The following is a 21,115-nucleotide window of genomic DNA, read 5'->3' as shown; positions in this document are numbered from 1 at the left end:
GAACTCCGTACTCGCCGTGGATGTTTCGCACTCGGTCGTGGGCGCGGAATCGCCACACCGGTCCGCGCCCGGCCGAAGCGCTCGTCTGGTCGCGCCCTGGCGGCCGGTCACGCGAGAACGGTGATTCTCGGTCTCGGTGGATGCGCCCGGCCGGTCCGGTGGTGAGCGGATTCGCTGCTGTTTGCGCGGCCGGCGCCGGGGTAGGCGATCGATCACCGGGCCGTTGCCGGCGGCCCCGGGCGCACTGGAAGGAGAGAGCCGTCATGAGTGCTACCGACAAGATCAAGAACAAGACCGAACAACTGAGCGGCAAGGCCAAGGAGAAGGCCGGCCAGGTGACGGGCAATGCCGAGCGCGAGCAAAAGGGCCGGGACGACCAGGCCAAAGCCCACCTGAAGGATGCGGGGGAGAAGGTCAAGGACGTCTTCAAGGACTGACCGCGAGCCACGGGGCCGGGGGTGTGGGTTCGGACTGTGCACCCGGCCCCGGCGCCCCGGTAGCCGGAGCCGGATTCGTCGGCATACAAGCCCGGCGAATCGTAGGTAGCGGCATCGCGTGCCTGGTCCGCGGCGGCCCCCAGCCATCCGGCCGACGGCCCGCCCAGCGGAATAGCTGGGTATACGCTGGTGTATGGCCATTGGCAATATGGCCTACCTCATACATCGGGGTGTTATCGCTCGACCCCCGCGGCAGTGCCGACGCGGCAGTAGTCGAGCAAGCAAGGAGTGAGCCATGAAAGGTGGCACGAGAATTGCGATAGGGGTGGGCGTCGGTTACCTGCTGGGGCGCACGCGCAAGATGCGCTTCGCGTTGTCGCTGGCAGGGGCGGCGATGGCGAGACGATCCACGGGAACGCCTGCCGAACTGTTGGAGCGCGGGACCGAGCTGCTCAAATCGTCGTCGGCGCTGACCGAACTCACCGATACGGTTCGCGGCGAGTTGATGGATGCGGCGCGGTCGGCCGCGGTGACCGCCGCGAGCAACCGCATCGATGCGCTGAGCGAGCGGCTGCAACAGGGCGCTACGTCCGTCTCGGACACGGATCGACACCGGGCGCGCGACACCGATTCGGACGAACCGGAAACCGGTGACGGGCACCGCCGCGAGGCCGAGGCAGCGAGCGCCGGCGGGCACGGTGATTCTCCGGACGAAGATGAATACGGAGCAGACCGAGACGACCAGGAGCGAACCGGTTCTCGGCGTGCCACTGGATCACGATCGGGCGGGCCGGTAACCGCACGCACGCGCAGGGCCGGCTCGCGGACCTCGAACCGTGGGGCAGGTTCGGCGGATCGCACGCCGGTCTCCTCCTCTGCTCGACGCCGTGCCGGTGCCGACGCCGGCGACGCGCCGGTGCGTCGCACGAGGAGGTGAATCGATGTCGAAAGCGTTGAGCGACACCGCAACTGGAGTCGGCAAGGCGGCCTCCGAGGCGGTTGGCCGGATCGCGGAAGCCACGACCCGGGCCGGTACGGCGGCCGGGGATACGGCGGGCGCCCCGACCGGTGTCCTGCAGCAATCCGTGCAGAACCTCGCGGGGACGCTGGCCGAACGTGCGGTAGCCGGTTTGTCGAACCGGGCAATGAGAACCGCCGATCGGCTGCAGGAGTACGCCGCCGACGGCGGCGGGAACCTGCTGGCGGCGGTGACCGGCGTGGAGAAGCTGGCGGGCGGCGCCTCGCCGTTGCGCGCAGTGATGAGCGCGGGTGCCGACAAGCTCGGGCGATCGTTCCGGGAGACGTTCGGAGGTGTTGTCGAGGGAGTCAAGGAATCGCTCACCGGAGGGAAGGGCAAGGGCGGCACACAGAAGCTGAAGCTGACCAATATCGTCGAGCACATCGACGTCGGCGTGCCGATCGATCTGGCCTACGACCAGTGGACCCAGTTCGCGGACTTCCCGAAATTCACGAAGAAACTCGAGCAGGTCGAGCAGATCTCCGACGAAAAGCTCAGCTGGACCGGAAAAGTGTTCTGGTCGAGGCGGACCTGGGAGTCCACGATCATCGAGCAGGTGCCCTTCGAGCGGATCGTGTGGCGTTCCAAGGGGGCCAAAGGCTATATCGACGGTGCGGTCAGCTTCCACGAGATCACACCGGACCTCACCCGCATCCTTGTGGTGCTCGCGTACCACCCACAAGGAGTATTCGAGAAGACCGCGAACCTGTGGCGCGCGGCGGGCCGGCGATGCCGGTTGGAGCTCAAGCACTTTCAGCGGCATGTCATGCAGGAGACCGTGCTGCACAGCGATGACATCGTGGGCTGGCACGGCGAAATCCGCGACAGTGAGGTCGTGCAGGACGACGAGAGCGCACGGCGCGAGGAGCAAGCAGATATCGAAGGCCGGCATGCCGAGGATGACGAGCGCGCCGACGACGAAGCCGACGACCGAGAAATGGACGAGGCCGAGGAAAACGAGATCGACGAGCAGGACGCGGATCAGCGTGATGCCGACGAGGAGGAGGCCGAACCGGAGCCGCCTCGCCGCCGAACAGCCGCCCGCAACAGCCCGGCGCCCCGCCGGTCGCGTGTTACCCAAGGAGCAAGCAGATGACGATCGAACCCGCAGGAGGCGGCGGCGGTGGCGGAACCGGCACGATGGCCCGGCCGAACTCGTCCAGCCTGGCCGATGTAATCGACACCATTCTCGACAAGGGCCTGGTCATCGACGCGTTCGCCCGTGTGTCGCTGGTCGGCATCGAATTGGTGACCATCGACGCGCGTGTCGTGGTGGCCAGCGTGGATACCTATCTGCGTTTCGCCGACGCGGTCAACCGGCTCGAGCTCGGCAGTGAGCCCAAGGGCCTGAGCGATCTCGTCGGCGACACCACCCAAGGCTTGGCGAAGAACAAGACGAAGGGCGCACTCGACGCGGCGAGTGAGAAGGTCGCGGACTTCCTCGGTGACGTGCAGGAGAAGCGCCAGACAGTACACCGGCCATCCAGGCGTGAGGAGAAGTGATGGCTCCGCAATCACCCACAGGTGTCTACGTCTACGGCATCGTGCCCGCCGACGTCGAGCCCGAGCCGCACATCACCGGAGTCGGCGATCCACCGGGTGAGATCGAGGTGGTGCGGCACGGCGAGATCGCCGCGCTGGTCAGCCCGCTGGTGTCGGATCGGGCACTGGGCACGCCCCAGGACCTCACCGCCCACGAGAAACTGCTGGACGGATCGGCCGCCGTGACCCCGGTGCTGCCGCTGCGCTTCGGCGCGGTCATGACCGACACGGCGGCGGTGGAGGACGAACTACTCGCGGCGCACGAGGAAGAATTCCACGCGGCGCTGGTAGAACTCGAGGGCCGGGCGCAGTTCGTGATCAAGGGGCGTTACGTCGAAGACGCGATCCTGCGGGAATTGCTCGATGAGAATGCCGAGGCCGCCCGGCTGCGGGACGAGATCCGCGGCAAACCGGAGGATGCCACCCGCAACGAGCGAATCGCGCTCGGCGAGTTGATCAATCAGTCGATCGAGGCCAAGCGAGCCGAGGACTCCGCGAAGGTGGTGTCCGAGGTGGAGCAACTCGACGCGATGGTCAACCAGCGCCAACCGACTCACGAGGAGGATGCCGTCCACGTCGCGGTGCTGGTCGAGTCGGCCCGGCAGAACGAGTTGGAGGAGGCGTTGCAACGGCTCATGGCCGAGTGGGACGGCCGGGTGGAGTTGCAGTTGCTCGGGCCGATGGCGGCCTACGACTTCATCGCCAAGCCGGCTCCCGAGGAGTGAGTTATGGGTCTGCTCTCCTCGATATTGTCCTTGCCGCTCGCGCCGGTCACCGTGCCGGTTCGCGGCGTGATCTGGATCGGCGAAGTGATCCAGGACCAGGTCGAACAGCAGCTCCATGATCCCGTGATACTGCGGCGCGAGCTCGAGGAGATCGAGCGCGCCGCGGCGGCGGGTGAATTGTCCGCGCAGGAGGCCGAACAAGCCCAGCAGGCGGTCCTGGAACGCATGATGGGCTCCCGGGGAGGCGGGCGATAGAACCGAAGGAGTGATCGAGGTGGCTCGCAACACCGTTTCCGACGATTCCGGCAAGGCTCGTTCGGCGTCGGCGGAAGAGCCGGCCCTGACCGCCGAGCAAGCCGCCGTGCTGGCGATCGAACGTCTCGTGCAGCTGACGTCGAAGGACGTCCAGGGAGTCACGAGCGTGGAACCCATGGAGGACGGCTGGCTCGTGGAGGTCGAGGCACTCGAAGACCGTCGTATCCCCTCATCGGCGGACATCCTGGCGCTCTACGAGGTGGAGATCGATTTCGACGGAAGTCTGCTGGCCTACCGGAGAAGCAAACGCTACAGCCGCGGCAGCACCGACATCGGCTCGAGGGAACGACGATGACGGTGAACGGAGGCGGTTCGTACGCGCCGCAACCCTACGGGGGCGGGCACCAATCCACGAACCTGGCCGACATTCTGGAACGGGTCCTGGACAAGGGCTTGGTGATCGCCGGTGACATCCAAGTGAATCTCCTGGACATCGAGCTGCTCACCATCAAACTGCGGTTGGTGATCGCGTCCCTGGAAACGGCCAAGGCGGTGGGCATCGATTGGTGGGAGAGCGACCCCTGGCTCAACAGCAAGGCTCGCGCGGTGGAGCGGCAAGGCCCGGATCTCGAGCTCGAGAATCGCCGGCTCCGGGAGCGGATCGCCCAGCTGGAGGCGGTGGACGAGCGCCGGCAACCGCTCGAGCGCGGCCGCGAGTCGACGGAAGAGCAACGGTGACCGGAGGTTTCGCGGTCTGGCTGTACGTCGTGGCGGATCGGCGCGACGGGTACGCGGATACGGCCGGCCTGACGGGAGTCGCGGGCGAACCGGTGCGCACGATCGTGTCGGGTGACCTGGCCGCCGTGGTCGGTTCGGTGCCGCTGGATGTCTTCGGGGAGCAACCGTTGCGCAGGAACTTCGAGGATCTGGACTGGCTGGAGGCGACCGCGCGGGCACACGACGCGGTGGTTTCGGCCATGGTGGGCCGGGGACCGGTCGTGCCGCTGCGGCTGGCGACCGTCTTCCACGACGACAACCGGGTACGCGAATTGCTGCACGAGCGGCGGGCGGATTTCGCCGCCGCGCTCGAACTGGTGAGCGCGCGTACCGAGTGGGGCGTACGAGCCTATGGCGATCGTGCCGCCCTCACCGCCGCCGTTGCCGAGGCCGCGGCGGCCGAAGGCGGCACGTCCGGGCCCGGCGCCGCGTACCTGGCTCGCCGCCGGGCGCAATTGTCCGCGCAGGAGACCGTCGAGCGGGACGCGGCCGAGCGTGCCGAGCGGATCCATGCGTGTTTGGTACGCCATGCGGCGGCAGGACGGTGTCAGCCGCTGACCGACCCGGCCGTGAGCGGCCGCCGGGACTGGATGGTGCTCAACGGAACCTATCTCGTCGACGACGACCGCACCGAGGACTTCACCGCGACCGTCACGAAGCTCGAAGCCGAGTTTCCGGGCATCCGGCTCGAACTCACCGGCCCCTGGCCGCCGTATTCGTTCGCGGGTATCCAACGAGGGGCGACATGATTCGCGCCGATCGCACCCCCGACACCGAGCGCCGTATCGCGCTGGTGGATCTTCTGGACAGGGTGCTGGCCGGTGGGGTGGTCATTTCCGGCGATGTCAAACTCGCCATTGCCGACGTCGATCTGGTCCAGATCTCGTTGCGGGCCCTCATCTCCTCGATCAGCACCCTCTACCCGCCGATCGGATCACCGCCGAGCGAGGCGCCGGAATTCGGCGATGACTGAATTCGGCGGCATCCCACCGCGGATCGACAGCGATCCGGAATCCGTCGAGCGCGGGCTCGTCACCCTCGTGCTCACCCTGGTGGAGCTGCTGCGGCAATTGATGGAACGGCAGGCGCTGCGCCGCGTCGACGCGGGTGATCTCACCGACGATCAGATCGAGCGCATCGGAACCACACTCATGCTTCTGGAACAACGCATGGGCGAACTGCGCGATCATTTCGGACTCACACCGGAAGACCTCAACATCGATCTGGGTCCGCTCGGTCCGCTACTCCCACCAGCGGCGGATGATCGCCCTGTCGAGTGACAGCGCAATCCGGCTCCCGGCCCGCCGCTGTTCGCCCGGAAAAGCCTGTCCGGCAATTGTTTTCGCGAGTATACGAGCGACCGGCGGGGTTGCGATGCCACGCGTCGCCCGCCCGAAACGCGGGGACCGCGGGTATTCGACGGCCCGGACGGACGGTCCCGACAACCGATTTCGCAAGAGCCATGAACGCGGATAACTCACCGGGTACTCCGCACGTGCCGGTCACAGGCGCGCGCCCTCCTTGTCCCCGACGACACGCTGAAGCCCCGGAGAGGCGGTCCCGCCAACTGATTTCGTAAGAACATCGGTGCTCACGGGGACGCCCGAAAGGCGCTCGGCTCTGAACCGCCGTGCCGAAGCTCGAGTCCTCGAGCACCCGACAACACGCTGAAGTCCCGGAGAGGCGGAACAGCGGTGTTGTGCTACGAAGCGGTAGCGTCTATGGCAGTGCTTAACGCGGCACCCCCTGATGAAGATCGGCCCCGCAGCGCTGGGCGGGGCAATGCAGGACTTGTAAGGAGCAGCGGATATGACGACAGCCGGTGCGGGCGAACCGCATAGGAGAGCTGCGACAGACCCGCTTTCATCCAACCGATCAGGATCGCGGATAGAGCATGCGGCCCGAACATTATGGGAGGCGAAAGATATCGTGGCGGACGGCACGGAAGTGGGACCGACCGGACGCCCGTTGCGCGACATACCGGAACCGCCGCCGGTGTCCCGCCACGGAGACGCGCTGGTTATCGCGATGTGTAACCAGAAGGGTGGCGTCGGCAAGACCACCTCGACCATCAATCTCGGCGCCGCGCTGGCCGAGTACGGTCGCAGGGTGCTGCTGGTGGACCTGGATCCGCAGGGGGCGCTGTCCGCGGGCCTCGGCGTCGCGCACCACGATCTCGATCTCACCGTGCACAACCTGCTCGTCGGCGGCCGGGCCGGGGTCGACGATGTGCTGATGTCCACCAAGGTCGAGGGGATGGACCTGCTGCCCAGCAACATCGATCTGTCCGCCGCGGAGATCCAGCTGGTCAACGAGGTCGGCCGGGAGCAGACCCTGGGTCGTGCGCTGGCGCCGTTGAGCGATCGGTACGACTATGTCCTGATCGATTGTCAGCCGTCGCTGGGCCTGCTCACCGTCAACGCGCTGGCCTGCGCCGATGGTGTGGTCATTCCGATGGAATGCGAATACTTCTCGCTGCGTGGACTGGCCCTGCTCACCGACACCGTGGACAAGGTGCGGGACCGGCTGAACCAGCGATTGAGCCTGTACGGCATCGTAGTCACCATGTTCGATGCGCGGTTGCTGCATTCGCGGCAGGTAATGGCCCGGGTGGTGGAGGTCTTCGGGGATCTGGTGTACGACACGGTGATCAATCGGACCGTGCGGTTCCCGGACGCGAGTGTCGCGGGTGAGCCGATCACCACATGGGCGCCGAAATCCGGTGGCGCGGAGGCGTATCGGGCGATGGCACGGGAAGTCATCCACCGGTCGGGCCGGTGACCGCGGAACCGCCCACTGTTACGGATCCACCCGCTCTCCCCGACGAGGCCACTCCGAGTCCCGAAGATGCCGGGGCCACCGGCAATCCGGACAGAACGAACGTTTTCCACCTGCGCCTGACCAATTTCGAGGGCCCCTTCGATCTGCTTCTGCAGTTGATCAGCCAGCGGCGGCTCGATGTCACCGAGGTCGCGCTGCACAAGGTGACCGATGAATTCATCGCGTACACCAAGGCGTTGACCTCCACGCTGAATCAAGACCGGACCCTGCGCGCGGACAAGATTCTGGACCTGACCACCGAATTCCTCGTCGTGGCCGCCACTCTGCTGGATCTGAAGGCCGCGCGCCTGCTGCCCTCGGGTGAGGTCACCGACGCCGACGATCTGGAACTGCTCGAGGCGCGCGACCTGCTGTTCGCGCGACTGCTGCAGTATCGGGCGTTCAAGCAGGTCGCCGAGTTGCTGGGGGAGCTGGAAGCCGCCGCGCTGCGGCGTTATCCGCGGGCGGTGTCGCTCGAGGATCGCTACCTGCAACTTCTGCCGGAGGTTACGCTGGGGGTCGACGCCGCCGGTTTCGCCGATATCGCCGCGGCGGCGTTCCGGCCACGTCCGGCGCCGAAGGTGGGTCTGGACCATCTGCACGCCCACGCGATCTCGGTCGCCGAGCAGGCCGCGATGGTGCTGGAGATGTTGCGGGCACGCGGAGCGGGCAATTGGACGACGTTCCACGAGATTTGCGCGGACTGCGAGGTACCGGTGCAGATCGTCGCGAGATTTCTGGCGCTGTTGGAGCTGTACCGGGGCAAGACGATCGAGTTCGACCAACCCGATCCGCTGGGCCCCTTGGCGGTCAGCTGGACCGGTGATGCGGACGATGCGCAAACAGCACAGACGGTGACTATCGAAGAGGATTACGGGTGACGGTGACAGCGGGTACCGATGCGTCCGACGGCGTCGATCGGGTGAGCGACGGCGAGGCGGCCGAGGAGCAGTTCGGCGCGCAGTCGCTCGGTGAGGACGAATTCCGCTCGGCGCTCGAGGCTATGCTGCTGGTCGTCGACGCACCGGCATCGGCCGAACTGCTCGCCTCGGCCCTCGGCGACAGTGAGAAACGCGTCACGCAGGCGCTGCGGGAGATGTCCGCCGAACTGACCGCCAGGGGCAGCGGTATGGATCTGCGATATGCCGGTGACGGCTGGCGTTACTACACCCGGACCGAATACGCGCCGTATGTCGAACGCATGTTGCTGGACGGTGCGCGGTCCAAACTGACGCGGGCCGCTTTGGAAACTCTGGCTGTCATCGCCTATCGTCAACCGGTTACGCGAGCACGGGTCAGCGCCGTGCGCGGGGTGAATGTCGATGGTGTGATTCGCACGCTGGTCGCCCGCGGGCTCATCGCCGAGTCCGGGGCCGATCCCGACACCAACGGCACCCTGTACGTCACCACCGAGCTGTTTCTGGAACGGATCGGGCTCGCGTCGCTGGCGGACCTCCCGCCGTTGGCGCCCCTGCTGCCGGGCGTCGACCTGATCGATGAGATCAACGAGAGCCTGGACACCGATCCCCGGTACACCAGGCTGAAGAAACCCGCCGAGTCGGATATCGACCTCGGCGCCGAGGATTGACAGGACACAGTGGACACACCCGCTCGCCGAGATGGCACACCGGACCGTAATCGCAACAGGCACGGCCGCGCGGAACGCGCAGCCGACCGTGGGGGATATTCCCGGGGGGATCGTTCGGACCGCGGCGGATACTCGCCGGACCGCGGCACCGGCCGCGGGGGCTATTCGCAGGATCGGGGCGCCGGCCGCGGCGGCTACTCGCAGGACCGTGGCAGCGGTCGCGGGGGTTATTCGGACGATCGCGGTACTGACCGTGGGGGTTATTCGCGGGATCGCGGCAGCGGTCGCGGGGGTTATTCGGACGATCGGGGCGCCGGTCGTGGCGGCTATTCGGACGATCGCGGTACCGGTCGTGGGGGTTATTCGCAGGACCGTGGCGCCGGTCGTGGCGGCTACTCGTCGGATCGTGGGGCCGGTCGCGGCGGCTATTCGGCAGAGCGCTCCGGGCGGGGCGGTTATGCGCAGGACCGGGGGAGTCGCGGGGATTATCCGCAGGATCGCGGCCGGGGCGGCCATTCGCAGGATCGCGGCTCCGGGCGGGGTGGCTATTCCGACGAACGTGGGACCGGTCGCGGTTATGCGCCGGACCGGGGTGGACGGGGCGGCAACTCCCAGGATCGCGGACGCGCCGGCTCCGCACAGGGGCGTCCGGCCGCGGGTCGTGGGCCCACGCCCCACCGCAAGCCGAAGCCCACACCGCAGCGCAAGCAGCCCACCGTGCTCAGCTTCGCCAAACCGGCTCGGCACCAGCACGTCGAGGGTGAAGAAGAGCAGCAGGGCCCGAAGCGGCTGCCGTGGGGTGAGGGGGAGCGGCTGCAGAAGGTGCTCGCCAAGGCGGGCGTCGCCTCCCGCCGGGTCGCGGAGGAGCTGATCGAGCAGGGCCGCATCGAGGTCGACGGGGTCGTCGTGCGCGAACAGGGTTTGCGCATCGATCCCGACACGGCCGTGGTCCGGGTCGACGGCGTGCGGATCGTGGTGCGCGACGAACAGGTCTATCTGGCGCTGAACAAGCCCAAGGGTTTCCAGTCCACCATGTCCGACGAATTCAACCGGCCGTGCGTCGGCGATATCGTCGCCGAACGGGTCATGGCCGGACAGCGGCTGTTCCACGTCGGGCGGCTCGACGCCGATACCGAGGGTCTGCTGCTGCTCACCAACGACGGCGACCTGGCCCACCGCTTGATGCACCCGTCCTTCCAGGTGTCCAAGACGTACCTGGCGACCGTGGACGGCGAGGTGCAGCGCGAGGTCGGCAAGCGCCTGCGCAAGGGCGTCGAACTCGACGACGGCCCGGCCACGGTCGACGACTTCCAGGTGCTGGAGGTCGGCGAAGGCCGATCGCTGGTGAAAGTTGTTCTGCACGAGGGCCGCAAGCACATCGTGCGTCGGCTGCTGGCCGCGGTCGGGCATCCGGTGACCGCGCTGGTGCGAACACGGATCGGCCCGGTCGCGCTCGGCGACCAACGTCCCGGCACGCTGCGGGTGCTCGGACGCGACGAAATCGGCAAGCTCTACGAGGCGGTGGACCTGTGAACGGTGTGAAGATGTCGATCGAGATTCCCGAACGCATGTCGGATTCGGGTTCGCTGGTCATCGCGATGGACGGGCCCTCCGGGACCGGCAAATCCAGCGTGTCCCGGCTGCTGGCCACCCGGCTGGGCGCTCGGTATCTCGACACCGGCGCGATGTACCGGGTCGCGACGCTGCACGCCCTGCGCAGCGAGGTCGATCTGGACGATCCCGCCGCGATCGCGGTGGCGGTGAAGGACCTGCCGCTGCGGATCGGCACCGATCCGAGTCGTGAGGTCATCGAGCTCGACGGTGCGGACGTGTCGGGCGAGATTCGCGGCGACGCTGTCACCAAGGCGGTCTCCGCGGTGTCGGCGGTGAGCGAGGTCCGTGAGCAGCTGGTCGCCCTGCAGCGTGAGATCGCCTCCGGCGCAGGGCGAATCGTGGTCGAGGGCCGCGATATCGGCACCGTCGTGCTGCCCGGCGCCGATGCCAAGATCTATCTGACGGCCTCGGCCCCGGCCCGCGCGTACCGGCGCAATCAGCAGAACATCGAAGAGGGTCGCGGCGACGACTACGAGGCCGTGCTCGCCGATGTGCAGCGCCGGGACACCCTTGACTCCACCCGTGCGGTGTCCCCGCTGCGCCCGGCCTCGGACGCGATCATCGTGGACACCAGCGAGCTGACCCGCGAGCAGGTCATCGACGAGTTGTTCCAGGTTGTGGCGCAACACCTTTCCGCGGGAGGAGGGCGATGACCTTCCCGGACTCCGGTGCCGTCGGCTACGCCGCCGATGGGGTGTGGAACGACGAAAACGATTGGCAGATAGCCGATCTCGAGGGTGACGTCGAGGGGCACGAGTATGTGCCGATGCCGACCGTGGCCGTCGTCGGTCGTCCGAACGTCGGCAAATCGACTCTGGTGAACCGCATTCTGGGGCGTCGCGAGGCCGTCGTGGAGGACGTCCCGGGTGTCACCCGCGACCGCGTCTCCTACGAGGCGTCGTGGGCCGGCCGGCGATTCCTGGTGCAGGACACCGGCGGCTGGGAGCCCGATGCCAAGGGGCTGCAGCAGTCGGTGGCGCGGCAGGCCGAACTGGCCATGCGGACCGCCGACGCGATCCTGCTGGTGGTCGACGTGACCACCGGCGCGACCGCCACCGACGAGGCGGCGGTGCGGGTGCTGCGCCGGTCGAAGACGCCCGTCGTGCTGGTCGTGAACAAGGTCGACGGGGAGAAACTCGAGGCGGAGGCCGCCTCGCTGTGGTCGCTGGGACTCGGTGAACCGCATATGGTCAGCGCCGCGCACGGTCGCGGCACCGGTGATCTGCTGGACGTCGTGCTCGAGGTGTTGCCCGAGACGCCGCGCGAGGACGTCGCCGCGCCCGGTTCCGGGCCGCGCCGGGTGGCGCTGGTCGGCAAACCGAATGTGGGCAAGTCCAGTCTGCTGAACAAGCTGGCCGGTGACGAGCGTTCGGTGGTGCACGACGTGGCGGGCACGACCGTGGATCCGGTCGATTCGCTGGTCGAATTGGGCGGTAAGCCTTGGCGTTTCGTCGATACCGCCGGGCTGCGCCGCAAAGTGGCCAATGCCAGCGGTACCGAGTTCTACGCCTCGCTGCGCACGAAATCGGCGATCGAGGCCGCCGAGGTCGCGGTCATGCTGATCGACGCCTCGCAGCCGATCACCGAGCAGGACCTGCGGGTGATCAGCATGGTCGCGGACGCCGGCCGGGCATTGGTGCTGGCCTACAACAAGTGGGATCTGGTGGACGAGGACCGCCGCGAACAGCTCGAGCGTGAGATCGACCGGGAAATGGTGCAGGTGCCGTGGGCGCAGCGGGTCAATATCTCCGCGCATACCGGCCGCGCGGTGCAGAAACTCGTTCCCGCCATGGAAACCGCGCTCGAGTCCTGGGACAAGCGCATCCCTACGGGGCGTTTGAACACCTGGCTCAAGGAGGTCGTCGCGGCCACCCCGCCGCCGATGCGGGGCGGCCGGCTGCCGCGCGTGCTGTTCGTTACCCAGGCGACCACGCGACCTCCGACGTTCGTGCTGTTCACCACCGGATTCCTGGAGGCCGGGTACCGCCGGTTCCTGGAGCGCAGGCTGCGCGAGGAATTCGGTTTCGACGGCTCGCCCGTGCGGATCTCGGTTCGCGTGCGCGAGAAGCGCGACCGCAGGAAGAAGTAGATCGCCTCCGGTGGGCCGAATCCCGGCCCACCGGAGTGGTCACTTATCAGTCTGGAACATGCTCATACTCACCTATGCGCATTGGAACATGTGCATAAGGAATTTTCGGCTCCCGTGATCCGACCGATCGCGCGACGGTACAAGAACGCCCGGATGAGGGGGAGGGGACGGGGATGGCCGGTTTCCCGGACAGCGCGGGTAGCCGCGGGGTACCTTCAAACCGCTTGTTGCACAGTCGAATAAGGGATTCATATGTGGAGTATTGCGGTCCTTGCCGTGCTCAGCGCGGTGGCCATCGGTTTCGCGTTCGTGAAGTCGTTCCCGGAGAAGTGAATACGCCGGGGCAGCACTGGCCCGGTCACGTGTGCGGGAGCTGTTCGACTGGGTGGCAGCGGTTCTCGCGATGACCGCCGCACGGCCGGGAAACGGTCAGAGGCTGAAGGCGATCGAGCGCAGAATGATCGCCGCGATGAACACCAGCGTGAACGCCAGGTCGATCGACATGCCGCCGGCCCGGATCGGCGGCAGTACGCGCCGCACCGGCGCGATCACGGGTTCGGTGCAGGAGTGGGCGATCCGGCGTCCCTTCACCAGCCATTCCGCACTGGGTGAGGTGCTGAGCATCTGGATCCAGTCCAGCACCATGCGCGCGAGCAGCACGAGGATGAACAGCGTCAGCACATACCCGATGAGGGCTCCGATGAGGGCCATGACGAACTCCTTCGTGGTCGCGGGCCTGCTTACCGGTCAACGCCCGGTATCGGCCGAAAGTGTCCGCTTTGCGCTGTTCTCAGATGACTATCAGACTCGCACGTTCGTGTGGTCGTGTCGAGAATGCCCGTTCGGCAGCGCGATCCTAGGCAACCAGGGTGAGCGGCATGCGTGCGGTCAGGGGCTTGCGCTCGAGTTCCGCGCGCAGGTCCTCGATCGGCAGGGAATGGGCCGCGAAGGCGCGACGCAGCCGCAGCACGCCCCGCAGATCCTTGCGCGCGGTGTCGATGATGTCGACGCGGCTGTCCGGATCGTCGACCCAGTCGACCGGGACCTCGTGGATGCGCAGGCCGCACCGCTGCGCCAGCACCAGCAGTTCGGTGTCGAAGAACCATTCACCGTCCTGCACCACCGGTAGCAGCACCTGCGCGATCTGCGACCGCATCGCCTTGAAGCCGCACTGGGCGTCGGAGAACCGCGCGCGCAGAGCGGCTTTGAGGATCAGGTTGTAGCTGCGGGAGATGAATTCGCGCTTCGGGCCGCGCACGACCCGCGAGGCGGGGTCCAGGCGGGTGCCGATCGCGATGTCCGAATGGCCCGAGACCAGCGGGGCCACCAGCGGCAGCAGCCCGTTCAGATCGGTGGACAGGTCGACGTCCATATAGGCGACCACGGCCGCGTCGGAGGCCAGCCAGGCCGCGCGCAGGGCCCGGCCCCGGCCCTTGCGGTCCAGGTGAATGACCCGGACGTTGTCGAAATCCGCGGCCAGTGCGTTGGCCACCGCGAGGGTTCCGTCGGTGCTCGCGTTGTCGGCGATCGTGATGCGCGCCGAGAACGGGAAACCCTCGAGGTGGGACATCAGCCGCCGGACGCAGTCGCTCAGGCCGCGTTCCTCGTTGTAGACCGGGATCACGATGTCCAGCGTCGGAACGCGCGGGGCTGCGCCGTTCCGATCGGTGGTATGCGATGCAATCGTCATTTCGCTCATGTGCACCACAGTCGTCGGCCCCGCTGGAGCCGGGCTTGGTCGCCGCTGTGAGATCACTGTGCGCCGAGGGCGTCGCTCACGGGCCGATGAGCAACTCGAGCAGACGCTGGCTCTCGTACAGAAGCATGAACAACGCGTAGTAAATCGGGACCACCCGAGCATTGTGCCCGTTGACGGTGCATATCGTGCAGCGAACCCGGGATCGGGTCCGGCGAGGCAGAATGCTGGTGACTTCAGGAGGTTCGCAGTGGAAACCATCGTGTCCGTGACGGGCGGCAAGATTCGCGGGGTCACCCGGAACGGCATCGCCACCTTTCTGGGGATCCCCTACGCGGCGGCGCCGGTCGGGCCCGCGCGATTCGAACTGCCCGCCCGGGTGCCGGACTGGGCCGGTGTGCGCGATGCGCTCGAATACGGCGCGACCTGCGCGCAATCGCCATATCCCGCACCGATTCACGCGCTGCTGGGCAGTGACGGCATTCCCGGCGACGAGTACCTGAACGTGAACGTCTGGACTCCCGATGCGGGCGGGTCCGGGCTGCCGGTGCTGGTGTGGATCCATGGCGGGGCGTTCGTGCGCGGATCCAACGCACGCGCGATCTACGACGGCGGATCCTTCGCCCGCGACGGTGTGGTGACGGTATCGATCAACTATCGCCTGGGCGTCTCCGGTTTCGCCGCGATACCGGACGCACCGTTGAATCGCGGCCTGCACGATCAGGTGTTCGCGCTGCGGTGGGTGCGGGAGAACATCGCGGCATTCGGCGGAGATCCCGGCAACGTCACCGTCTTCGGGGAATCCGCGGGCGGGATGAGTATCGCCGCGCTGATCGCCTCGCCGCTGACCGAAGGACTGTTCCGGCGTGCGATCATCCAGAGCGGCAACGGGATCGGAATCGCCCGTGCCGAGGACGCCCGCCGGGTAGCCGAGGTGCTGGCGGACAAGGCCGGTGTCGCGCCGACCGCGGCGGCGTTCGGCGAGCTGGGGCCGGACCGGTTGCGGGCCGCACAGGACGCGATGGCGTTGGAGCTGATGCAGGATCCGGATCCGGCGCGATGGGGCGAGACCGTGATCAGCCACGGATTGGGCGTGATGAGCCTGTTCCCGGTGATCGATGGCGAGTTGATCGAGGATCTGTCCAGCACCGTCCTTGCCGCGCGACCGGAACGAGCGGTGCCGCTGCTGATCGGATGCACCGCGGAGGAGTTCCGCTTCTTCACCGTGCCCGCCGGGCTGGCCGCGGCCATTACCGACCGGACGCTGCCGATGGTGCTGCGGCGTTACGGTCTGGACCCCGCGCTGGCCCGGGTCTACGCGGCCAACCGGCCCGATGGTTCGGCTGCGGACGTGTTCAACGCGATCGTCACCGATATGGCTTTTCGGGAGGATTCGGTGCGGATCGCCGAAGCCGTCGCGGCGGCCGGTGCACCGGCGTACATGTACGAATTCGGTTGGCGTTCGGGCATCGACGGTCTGGGCGCCTGCCATGTGCTAGAGGTGCCGTTCGTCTTCGACCGCCTGGACGCCGCGGTGAGTCTGACCGGACCGAACCCGCCGCAGGCCCTGGCCGATCGGGTGCATCGGGCGTGGGCGGATTTCGCGACGCACGGTGATCCCGGCTGGGCGCGGTTCGATGCCGGTCATCGCGCGGTGCAGATCTTCGACCACCCCGATTCGCCGGTGCGGGTGGATCCGCGCGCCGATGAGCTCGCGGCGGTGCGGGCCTGGCGCGAGGTCCAACCGAGCTGACGAAACCCGCTGCCGGGGAACGCATTCGGCACACGAACGCGGTTCGGCCGAGATCGCCGGTAAGGTGGGCGCCTCGACAGTGTGAAAGGAATGCGGTGCGTACACCTTTGCGGATGGTTGTTCTCGGTCTGGCCCTCGCGGCCGGCGGTGCGAATGCGGTGGCGGTGGCGGATGCCATCCCCACCGCCTCGCCGGTCGACGAGCCGGTCATCGTCGGAACCGACGGAAACGGGCAGAGCCGGACCCTGTCCGTCGGGCAGGAGTTGGCGGTGGCCTTGCCGGACAATCCGTCCTCGGGCTATGTCTGGCAGCTGAGCCCGATCGATCAGGGGGTACTGCATCAGGAGGGCACGCCGCAGTTCCGTTCGAACAACCCCATGCCGGGTGCGGCGGGTACGAGTGTGTGGACCTTCACCGCCGCGGGGCGCGGCCACACCACGCTGCGCCTGATCTCGGTGCGGGCGGGCTCGGCTCCCGCGCAGACGTTCACCGAGAACATCACGGTCGGCTAGTCTTCCGCTGCTGAATTCCGTTGTGTGATAATGGGATTCGATGGCAACGAGACAGGCCCGATGTCATCGGGCCGTGCCGGGTGTCGATGGGTGAACACCCGGCACGGTCGCGGGGGAGCGGCGCGAGCGATCAGGTGACGGTCCGCCTGCCAGGGGAACGCCTCGCGGTCCAGCAGGCAGGCAACCACGATCATTTTGCCGGCGAATTCTCCCGTCGGCAGATGTCCGGACGCCGCGCTGGTGAACAGCGGGCCGAGCAGCAGATCCCGCTGCGGCGGAACCTGATTGCCGTCCCGGTCGCGGAACTGGTCCCACACCGTGTAGGTGGCGTCGGGGATCTGGTGCCGGTGGCAGGTCTGGGCGGCCGGCAAGCTGCTGTTGTCGATCTCGACGGTGTCGCCCGGAGCGAGACGTCGCACCCTCGGTGCATTCGGCGCCGCCGATGATCCGGTATCTTCCGCCACTGCCGCCGTAGGCGTATCCGTAGGGCGATGCGCGCCGTAGATCCGGGCGGCGACCGCGCGGGAGTGTTGTGCGGCAGCCGCATTGGCGCGGCAAGCGGTGATGGTGGGGTCGATCGTGCCGCCTACCGCGGGCCGTCCGCTGCCGTTGGTCTCCACGAAGTACGCGCCGCTGGAGAAGGTGAACCCGATCTTGTCCTCGCGCCCCGTCGCGTACTGGGCGAGGTGCTCGCTGTCGGGAACCGGCGTGATGTGCTGAAGAACCGTCCGCGGTAGCTGTCGGCCGGAGGGAAGTACAGCGAGAAGCGGGTTTCGGTACCGGTGAATCCGCCGCGGAACGTACCCCGGAACCGCTGCGCGGCGTGGCGCGATCGCACGTGCCGTCCTGGATCTGGTTCTGGAGAAGGGGCACGGCGGCGTGACCACCGCCGAGACCGCCGCTCGGGCGGACATCAGCGAGGCGACGGTCCGCTACCGCATCCCGACCCGGGATCATCTGCCGGTGGCGGCGTTGCGGCGTGCGGGACAGCGGCTTCGGCCGCTGTCCGGGGAGGATCACCCCGGGCCGCGCGCCGGGTGCGGGGATGCGAGGCTGGGGGCATGCGTGTTGCGGTGGCCAACAGGGGCGAGATCGCGGTCCGGATCGTGCGGACCGCCCGGGAGTGCGGATATTCGACGCTGGTGTTGCACACCGCCGAGGAATCGGCCGGACTGCCCGTGCGCCTGGCCGGCGAGGCGGTCGCGCTGCCCGGCAGTGGCGCCGCGGCCTACCTGGACATCGACGCGGTGGTATCGGCCGCCGGGCGCGGCGGAGCCGGGACGCTGGTTCATCCCGGCTACGGATTCCTCAGTGAGAGTGCCGATTTCGCGGCCGCGTGCGCGGCGGCCGGACTCGTCTTCGTAGGGCCCTCACCCGATGTGTTGCGGATATTCGGGGACAAGGTCGCCGCTCGGGCGGCGGCGGAGGCGACCGGAACCGCGGTGCTGCCCGCCACCTCGGGCGAGGACGGGCTCGACGCGATCGCCGCGTTGCTGGCCGAACATCCGGACGGGGTGATGGTCAAGGCGGCCGCGGGCGGCGGTGGTCGCGGGATGCGTTCGGTGCGCGAGCCCGGCGAGCTGGCCGAGGCGTACGAACGGTGCCGGGCCGAGGCGCTGGCCGGATTCGGCGACGACGCCGTCTACGCCGAAGCCCTGGTGACCGGCGCGCGGCATGTCGAGGTGCAGATCGTTGCCGACGGGCAGCGCGCGGTCGCGCTCGGTGACCGGGACTGCAGTGTGCAGCGACGTCGGCAGAAACTGCTCGAGCTGGCGCCCGCGCCGAATCTGCCCGCGGCGCTGCGGGAACGGTTGCATCGCGATGCGGTCGCGATCGCCGAATCGGTGCAATGCCGCGGGGTGATCACGGTCGAATTCCTGGTTCGTGGCACGCAGGCGTGGTTCCTCGAGGTGAATCCGCGTCTGCAGGTGGAACATACGGTCACCGAGGAGGTGAGCGGGGTCGATCTGGTCGCGGTCGGGTTCCGGCTCGCGCTCGGGGAGCGGTTGGCCGATTTGGACCTGCCCGAGGCCACACCGCGCGGATTCGCGGTGCAGGCCCGGGTGAATGCCGAAATCGTCTGCGCGAGCGGTGATCTGCTGCCGAGTACCGGAACCCTGACCCAGTTCGGCGCGCCCACCGGTGCGGGAGTGCGGGTGGACACCGCCGCGTGTCCGGGGATGCGGCAGAGCGCGCTGTTCGATTCGCTGCTGGCCAAGGTCATCACACGGGGCTCGTCGTATCCGACCGCGCTGCAACGGTGTTCGGACGCGCTCGCCGAGACGACCATCACCGGCGTGGACACCAATCTCGCGGTATTGCGCGCCGCACTGGACGAACTGCCTCGCGACGAATCGGTGGACACCGGCTGGTTCGAGCGCGAACTCGGCCGATTGCTATCCCGCGCAGCCGATTACACGCCCCAGCCCGAGGTGCGTGGCGCCGTGTCGAGTCCGTTGCAGGCCGTGCTGGAGGAGAACGAACAGGCGCTGCGCAGCCCGATGGGCGCGACCGTGGTCAGCCTGGCCGCACCCGGCTCGGTGCTGCCCGCCGGTGCGGAAGTGGCCGTGCTCGAGGCGATGAAGATGCAGCACGTGGTGCGCGCGGACACCTCGCTGCGGGTGCTGCGGCAGCTGGTCGCGCCCGGTGATGTCGTCGACCCGCACGCGGTGCTGGTGAGCTGGACCGAGGCCGACCACGACGGTGCGGATGTCGCGGCCGCGGTGGTGGACCTCGATGCCGAGCGGGCCGATCTGGCCGAGGTGCGGGCCCGGCACGAGAACACCCGCGACGCGCGACGTTCGGCGGCGGTCGCCAAACGGCACGACCTCGGCCGGCGCACCGCACGGGAGAACATCGCCGATCTGGTCGATGCGGACAGCTTCGTGGAGTACGGGGCGCTCACCGTTGCCGCGCAACGGGCTCGGCGCAGTGCCGAGGACCTCATCGCCAACACTCCGGCCGACGGCCTCGTCGCCGGGGTCGCCACCGTCGGCGCGGGCCGGTTCGGGGTGGATCGGGCGCGGGTGGTGGTGATGTCGTACGACTACACGGTGCTGGCGGGCACCCAGGGCGTGCGCAATCACGCCAAGACCGACCGCATGCTGCATCTCGCGTACGAGCAGCGGCTACCGGTGGTGTTCTTCACCGAGGGCGGGGGCGGGCGGCCCGGCGACACCGACCACGGCGGCATCTCGATGCTGGACGTCACCACCTTCCGCGTGATGGGCGAGCTGTCCGGGAAGGTGCCGCTGATCGGTATCGTCTCCGGTCGCTGTTTCGCCGGAAACGCCGCGCTGCTGGGGATGTGCGATGTCGTGATCGCCACTCCCGACGCCAATATCGGTATGGGCGGGCCCGCCATGATCGAGGGCGGCGGACTCGGGGTCTACGCGCCGGAGGACATCGGGCCGATCGAGGTGCAGCGTCGCAACGGAGTGGTCCATCTCGCCGCCGCCGACGAGGCCGAGGCGGTCGATATGGCCCGCCGGTATCTGTCGTACTTCCAAGGGGCCGTGGATGATTGGCAGGCTCCCGAGGCAGGTTCGGCGCGGCATGTGGTGCCGGAGAATCGGCTGCGCGCCTTCGAGATCCGTTCCGTGATCGAGGCCGTCGCGGATTGCGGATCGGCACTCGAATTGCGTCGCGACTGGGGCGTGGGCGTGGTCACCGCACTGGCTCGTTTCGAGGGACGCCCCTTCGGCCTGATCGCCAACGACTGCCACCATCTCGGCGGCGCGATCGACGCACCGGCCGCCGACAAGCTCGGCGCCTTCCTGCGGCTGTGCCAGGCCCACGGCCTGCCGATCGTATCCCTATGTGACACACCGGGTTTCATGGTCGGGCCCGAGGCGGAGAAGGAGGCCACCGTCACCCGGTTCAGCCGGCTGTTCATCGATGCCGCCGCGCTCACCGTCCCCTTCGGCACCGTCATCGTGCGCAAGGGGTACGGCCTGGGGGCGCAGGCCATGGCCGCGGGCTCTTTTCGGGCTCCGCGTTTCGTGATCGCCTGGCCCACGGGCGAAATCGGCGGCATGGGACTGGAAGGGGCGGTCCGCCTGGGCTTCGCCAAGGAACTGGCCGCCATCGAGGACCCCGCGGCCCGGCAGACCGCCTTCGACAATCTCGTGGCCGCCGCGTACGAGAGCGGTAAAGCCCTCACCGCGGCCACGGTCGGCGAATTGGACGACGTCATCGATCCGGCCGACACTCGCCGCTGGATCGCCACCCTGCGCTGAGCCGACCGCACTCGGGATGCGGTGACGCCGGGCCGTCCGGACTGCGACTTC

At 68.0% G+C, this 21,115-nt stretch carries 22 protein-coding genes and 1 pseudogene; 20 read left to right on the top strand and 3 right to left on the bottom strand.

The genetic code is table 11. The features are described from left to right. Window positions 1–263 precede the first annotated feature (263 nt). From AC5WS7_RS12015 to der, 17 genes are all read left to right on the top strand, one after another. Window positions 264–437 carry a CsbD family protein gene (locus tag AC5WS7_RS12015; protein ID WP_495954496.1) on the top strand — a complete coding sequence of 58 codons (174 nt, stop codon included), beginning with the start codon at window positions 264–266 and terminating at the stop codon, window positions 435–437. Between the two features lie 295 nt (window positions 438–732). Continuing rightward, window positions 733–1,374 carry a hypothetical protein gene (locus AC5WS7_RS12010; protein ID WP_495954495.1) on the top strand — a complete coding sequence of 214 codons (642 nt, stop codon included), beginning with the start codon at window positions 733–735 and terminating at the stop codon, window positions 1,372–1,374. Between the two features lie 4 nt (window positions 1,375–1,378). Next, window positions 1,379–2,551, top strand: a complete 1,173-nt coding sequence (locus tag AC5WS7_RS12005) for an SRPBCC family protein (protein WP_495954494.1) — start codon at window positions 1,379–1,381, stop codon at window positions 2,549–2,551. Next, window positions 2,548–2,958 (top strand): gas vesicle protein GvpJ, encoded by a 411-nt coding sequence (gvpJ, locus tag AC5WS7_RS12000; RefSeq protein ID WP_495954493.1) that lies wholly within the window; start codon window positions 2,548–2,550, stop codon window positions 2,956–2,958. Before AC5WS7_RS12005 ends, gvpJ begins: the two co-directional genes overlap by 4 nt. Then, window positions 2,958–3,722 carry a GvpL/GvpF family gas vesicle protein gene (locus tag AC5WS7_RS11995; protein WP_495954492.1) on the top strand — a complete coding sequence of 255 codons (765 nt, stop codon included), beginning with the start codon at window positions 2,958–2,960 and terminating at the stop codon, window positions 3,720–3,722. Before gvpJ ends, AC5WS7_RS11995 begins: the two co-directional genes overlap by 1 nt. Window positions 3,723–3,725: 3 nt before the next feature. After that, window positions 3,726–3,977: a gas vesicle protein GvpG gene (locus AC5WS7_RS11990; protein WP_495954491.1), complete on the top strand. Its 252-nt coding sequence runs from the start codon at window positions 3,726–3,728 to the stop codon at window positions 3,975–3,977. A gap of 19 nt (window positions 3,978–3,996) precedes the next feature. Then, window positions 3,997–4,332, top strand: coding sequence for a gas vesicle protein GvpO (gvpO, locus tag AC5WS7_RS11985; protein WP_495954490.1), 336 nt, complete (start codon window positions 3,997–3,999; stop codon window positions 4,330–4,332). Continuing rightward, entirely contained in the window at window positions 4,329–4,715 is a 387-nt protein-coding gene (locus AC5WS7_RS11980) for a gas vesicle protein (RefSeq protein WP_495954489.1), read from the top strand. Before gvpO ends, AC5WS7_RS11980 begins: the two co-directional genes overlap by 4 nt. After that, entirely contained in the window at window positions 4,712–5,503 is a 792-nt protein-coding gene (locus AC5WS7_RS11975; protein ID WP_495954488.1) for a GvpL/GvpF family gas vesicle protein, read from the top strand. Before AC5WS7_RS11980 ends, AC5WS7_RS11975 begins: the two co-directional genes overlap by 4 nt. Next, complete coding sequence (locus tag AC5WS7_RS11970; protein ID WP_495954487.1) at window positions 5,500–5,727, top strand: gas vesicle protein; 228 nt, start codon at window positions 5,500–5,502, stop codon at window positions 5,725–5,727. The genes AC5WS7_RS11975 and AC5WS7_RS11970 overlap by 4 nt, the downstream gene beginning before the upstream one ends. Further along, window positions 5,720–6,034, top strand: a complete 315-nt coding sequence (locus AC5WS7_RS11965) for a gas vesicle protein K (protein WP_495954486.1) — start codon at window positions 5,720–5,722, stop codon at window positions 6,032–6,034. Before AC5WS7_RS11970 ends, AC5WS7_RS11965 begins: the two co-directional genes overlap by 8 nt. Before the next feature lie 529 nt (window positions 6,035–6,563). After that, complete coding sequence (locus tag AC5WS7_RS11960; RefSeq protein ID WP_495954485.1) at window positions 6,564–7,535, top strand: ParA family protein; 972 nt, start codon at window positions 6,564–6,566, stop codon at window positions 7,533–7,535. After that, window positions 7,532–8,455 carry a segregation and condensation protein A gene (locus AC5WS7_RS11955; RefSeq protein WP_495954484.1) on the top strand — a complete coding sequence of 308 codons (924 nt, stop codon included), beginning with the start codon at window positions 7,532–7,534 and terminating at the stop codon, window positions 8,453–8,455. Before AC5WS7_RS11960 ends, AC5WS7_RS11955 begins: the two co-directional genes overlap by 4 nt. A gap of 41 nt (window positions 8,456–8,496) precedes the next feature. Beyond that, window positions 8,497–9,162, top strand: coding sequence for an SMC-Scp complex subunit ScpB (gene scpB / locus AC5WS7_RS11950; protein ID WP_495954548.1), 666 nt, complete (start codon window positions 8,497–8,499; stop codon window positions 9,160–9,162). A gap of 717 nt (window positions 9,163–9,879) precedes the next feature. Beyond that, complete coding sequence (locus tag AC5WS7_RS11945) at window positions 9,880–10,695, top strand: pseudouridine synthase (protein WP_495954483.1); 816 nt, start codon at window positions 9,880–9,882, stop codon at window positions 10,693–10,695. A gap of 35 nt (window positions 10,696–10,730) precedes the next feature. After that, on the top strand, window positions 10,731–11,429 hold the full coding sequence (cmk, locus tag AC5WS7_RS11940; RefSeq protein WP_495954547.1) for a (d)CMP kinase: 699 nt from the start codon (window positions 10,731–10,733) through the stop codon (window positions 11,427–11,429). Further along, the gene (der, locus tag AC5WS7_RS11935) at window positions 11,426–12,865 is read left to right on the top strand and encodes a ribosome biogenesis GTPase Der (RefSeq protein WP_495954482.1); all 1,440 of its coding nucleotides are present in this window, start codon (window positions 11,426–11,428) and stop codon (window positions 12,863–12,865) included. Before cmk ends, der begins: the two co-directional genes overlap by 4 nt. A gap of 429 nt (window positions 12,866–13,294) precedes the next feature. Here the strand turns inward: der and AC5WS7_RS11930 are convergent, their stop codons facing one another. Next, window positions 13,295–13,576, bottom strand: coding sequence for a YggT family protein (locus AC5WS7_RS11930; RefSeq protein WP_495954481.1), 282 nt, complete (start codon window positions 13,574–13,576; stop codon window positions 13,295–13,297). Window positions 13,577–13,727: 151 nt separating this feature from the next. Beyond that, window positions 13,728–14,564 (bottom strand): annotated as a pseudogene (locus AC5WS7_RS11925) (dolichyl-phosphate beta-glucosyltransferase); the annotation flags it as partial. 247 nt (window positions 14,565–14,811) lie between these two features. Between AC5WS7_RS11925 and AC5WS7_RS11920 the strand changes: the two are divergent. Together AC5WS7_RS11920 and AC5WS7_RS11915 are read left to right on the top strand one after the other, a co-directional pair. Then, on the top strand, window positions 14,812–16,314 hold the full coding sequence (locus AC5WS7_RS11920) for a carboxylesterase/lipase family protein (protein WP_495954480.1): 1,503 nt from the start codon (window positions 14,812–14,814) through the stop codon (window positions 16,312–16,314). A 113-nt stretch (window positions 16,315–16,427) separates the two neighbouring features. Continuing rightward, window positions 16,428–16,826, top strand: a complete 399-nt coding sequence (locus AC5WS7_RS11915) for a protease inhibitor I42 family protein (protein WP_495954479.1) — start codon at window positions 16,428–16,430, stop codon at window positions 16,824–16,826. Here AC5WS7_RS11915 and AC5WS7_RS11910 read toward each other — a convergent pair. Next, a complete protein-coding gene (locus tag AC5WS7_RS11910; protein ID WP_495954478.1) occupies window positions 16,823–17,740 on the bottom strand; it encodes a hypothetical protein in 918 nt (305 codons plus the stop codon). The genes AC5WS7_RS11915 and AC5WS7_RS11910 overlap by 4 nt on opposite strands. Before the next feature lie 147 nt (window positions 17,741–17,887). Between AC5WS7_RS11910 and AC5WS7_RS11905 the strand changes: the two genes are divergently transcribed. Beyond that, window positions 17,888–21,064, top strand: a complete 3,177-nt coding sequence (locus tag AC5WS7_RS11905; RefSeq protein ID WP_495954477.1) for an acetyl-CoA carboxylase family protein — start codon at window positions 17,888–17,890, stop codon at window positions 21,062–21,064. The last annotated feature ends 51 nt before the right edge of the window (window positions 21,065–21,115 follow it).

The organism is Nocardia sp. PLKS1-43, from assembly GCF_059510335.1.
Note: the sequence above shows the minus strand (reverse complement) of the source record. Positions and strands in the feature narration are given on the sequence as shown.

Excerpts from the sequence above, each read along its gene's own strand:
- AC5WS7_RS11915 (WP_495954479.1), top strand. The coding sequence starts at position 16,428 with ATGGTTGTTCTCGGTCTGGCCCTCGCGGCCGGCGGTGCGAATGCGGTG.
- AC5WS7_RS11905 (WP_495954477.1), top strand. The coding sequence starts at position 17,888 with ATGCGTGTTGCGGTGGCCAACAGGGGCGAGATCGCGGTCCGGATCGTG.
- cmk (WP_495954547.1), top strand. The coding sequence starts at position 10,731 with ATGTCGGATTCGGGTTCGCTGGTCATCGCGATGGACGGGCCCTCCGGG.
- AC5WS7_RS11965 (WP_495954486.1), top strand. The coding sequence starts at position 5,720 with ATGACTGAATTCGGCGGCATCCCACCGCGGATCGACAGCGATCCGGAA.
- AC5WS7_RS12010 (WP_495954495.1), top strand. The coding sequence starts at position 733 with ATGAAAGGTGGCACGAGAATTGCGATAGGGGTGGGCGTCGGTTACCTG.
- AC5WS7_RS11990 (WP_495954491.1), top strand. The coding sequence starts at position 3,726 with ATGGGTCTGCTCTCCTCGATATTGTCCTTGCCGCTCGCGCCGGTCACC.
- AC5WS7_RS11970 (WP_495954487.1), top strand. The coding sequence starts at position 5,500 with ATGATTCGCGCCGATCGCACCCCCGACACCGAGCGCCGTATCGCGCTG.
- AC5WS7_RS11930 (WP_495954481.1), bottom strand. The coding sequence starts at position 13,576 with ATGGCCCTCATCGGAGCCCTCATCGGGTATGTGCTGACGCTGTTCATC.
- AC5WS7_RS11980 (WP_495954489.1), top strand. The coding sequence starts at position 4,329 with ATGACGGTGAACGGAGGCGGTTCGTACGCGCCGCAACCCTACGGGGGC.
- gvpJ (WP_495954493.1), top strand. The coding sequence starts at position 2,548 with ATGACGATCGAACCCGCAGGAGGCGGCGGCGGTGGCGGAACCGGCACG.
- AC5WS7_RS11910 (WP_495954478.1), bottom strand. The coding sequence starts at position 17,740 with ATGTCCGCCCGAGCGGCGGTCTCGGCGGTGGTCACGCCGCCGTGCCCC.
- AC5WS7_RS11960 (WP_495954485.1), top strand. The coding sequence starts at position 6,564 with ATGACGACAGCCGGTGCGGGCGAACCGCATAGGAGAGCTGCGACAGAC.
- AC5WS7_RS12015 (WP_495954496.1), top strand. The coding sequence starts at position 264 with ATGAGTGCTACCGACAAGATCAAGAACAAGACCGAACAACTGAGCGGC.
- der (WP_495954482.1), top strand. The coding sequence starts at position 11,426 with ATGACCTTCCCGGACTCCGGTGCCGTCGGCTACGCCGCCGATGGGGTG.
- AC5WS7_RS11995 (WP_495954492.1), top strand. The coding sequence starts at position 2,958 with ATGGCTCCGCAATCACCCACAGGTGTCTACGTCTACGGCATCGTGCCC.
- AC5WS7_RS12005 (WP_495954494.1), top strand. The coding sequence starts at position 1,379 with ATGTCGAAAGCGTTGAGCGACACCGCAACTGGAGTCGGCAAGGCGGCC.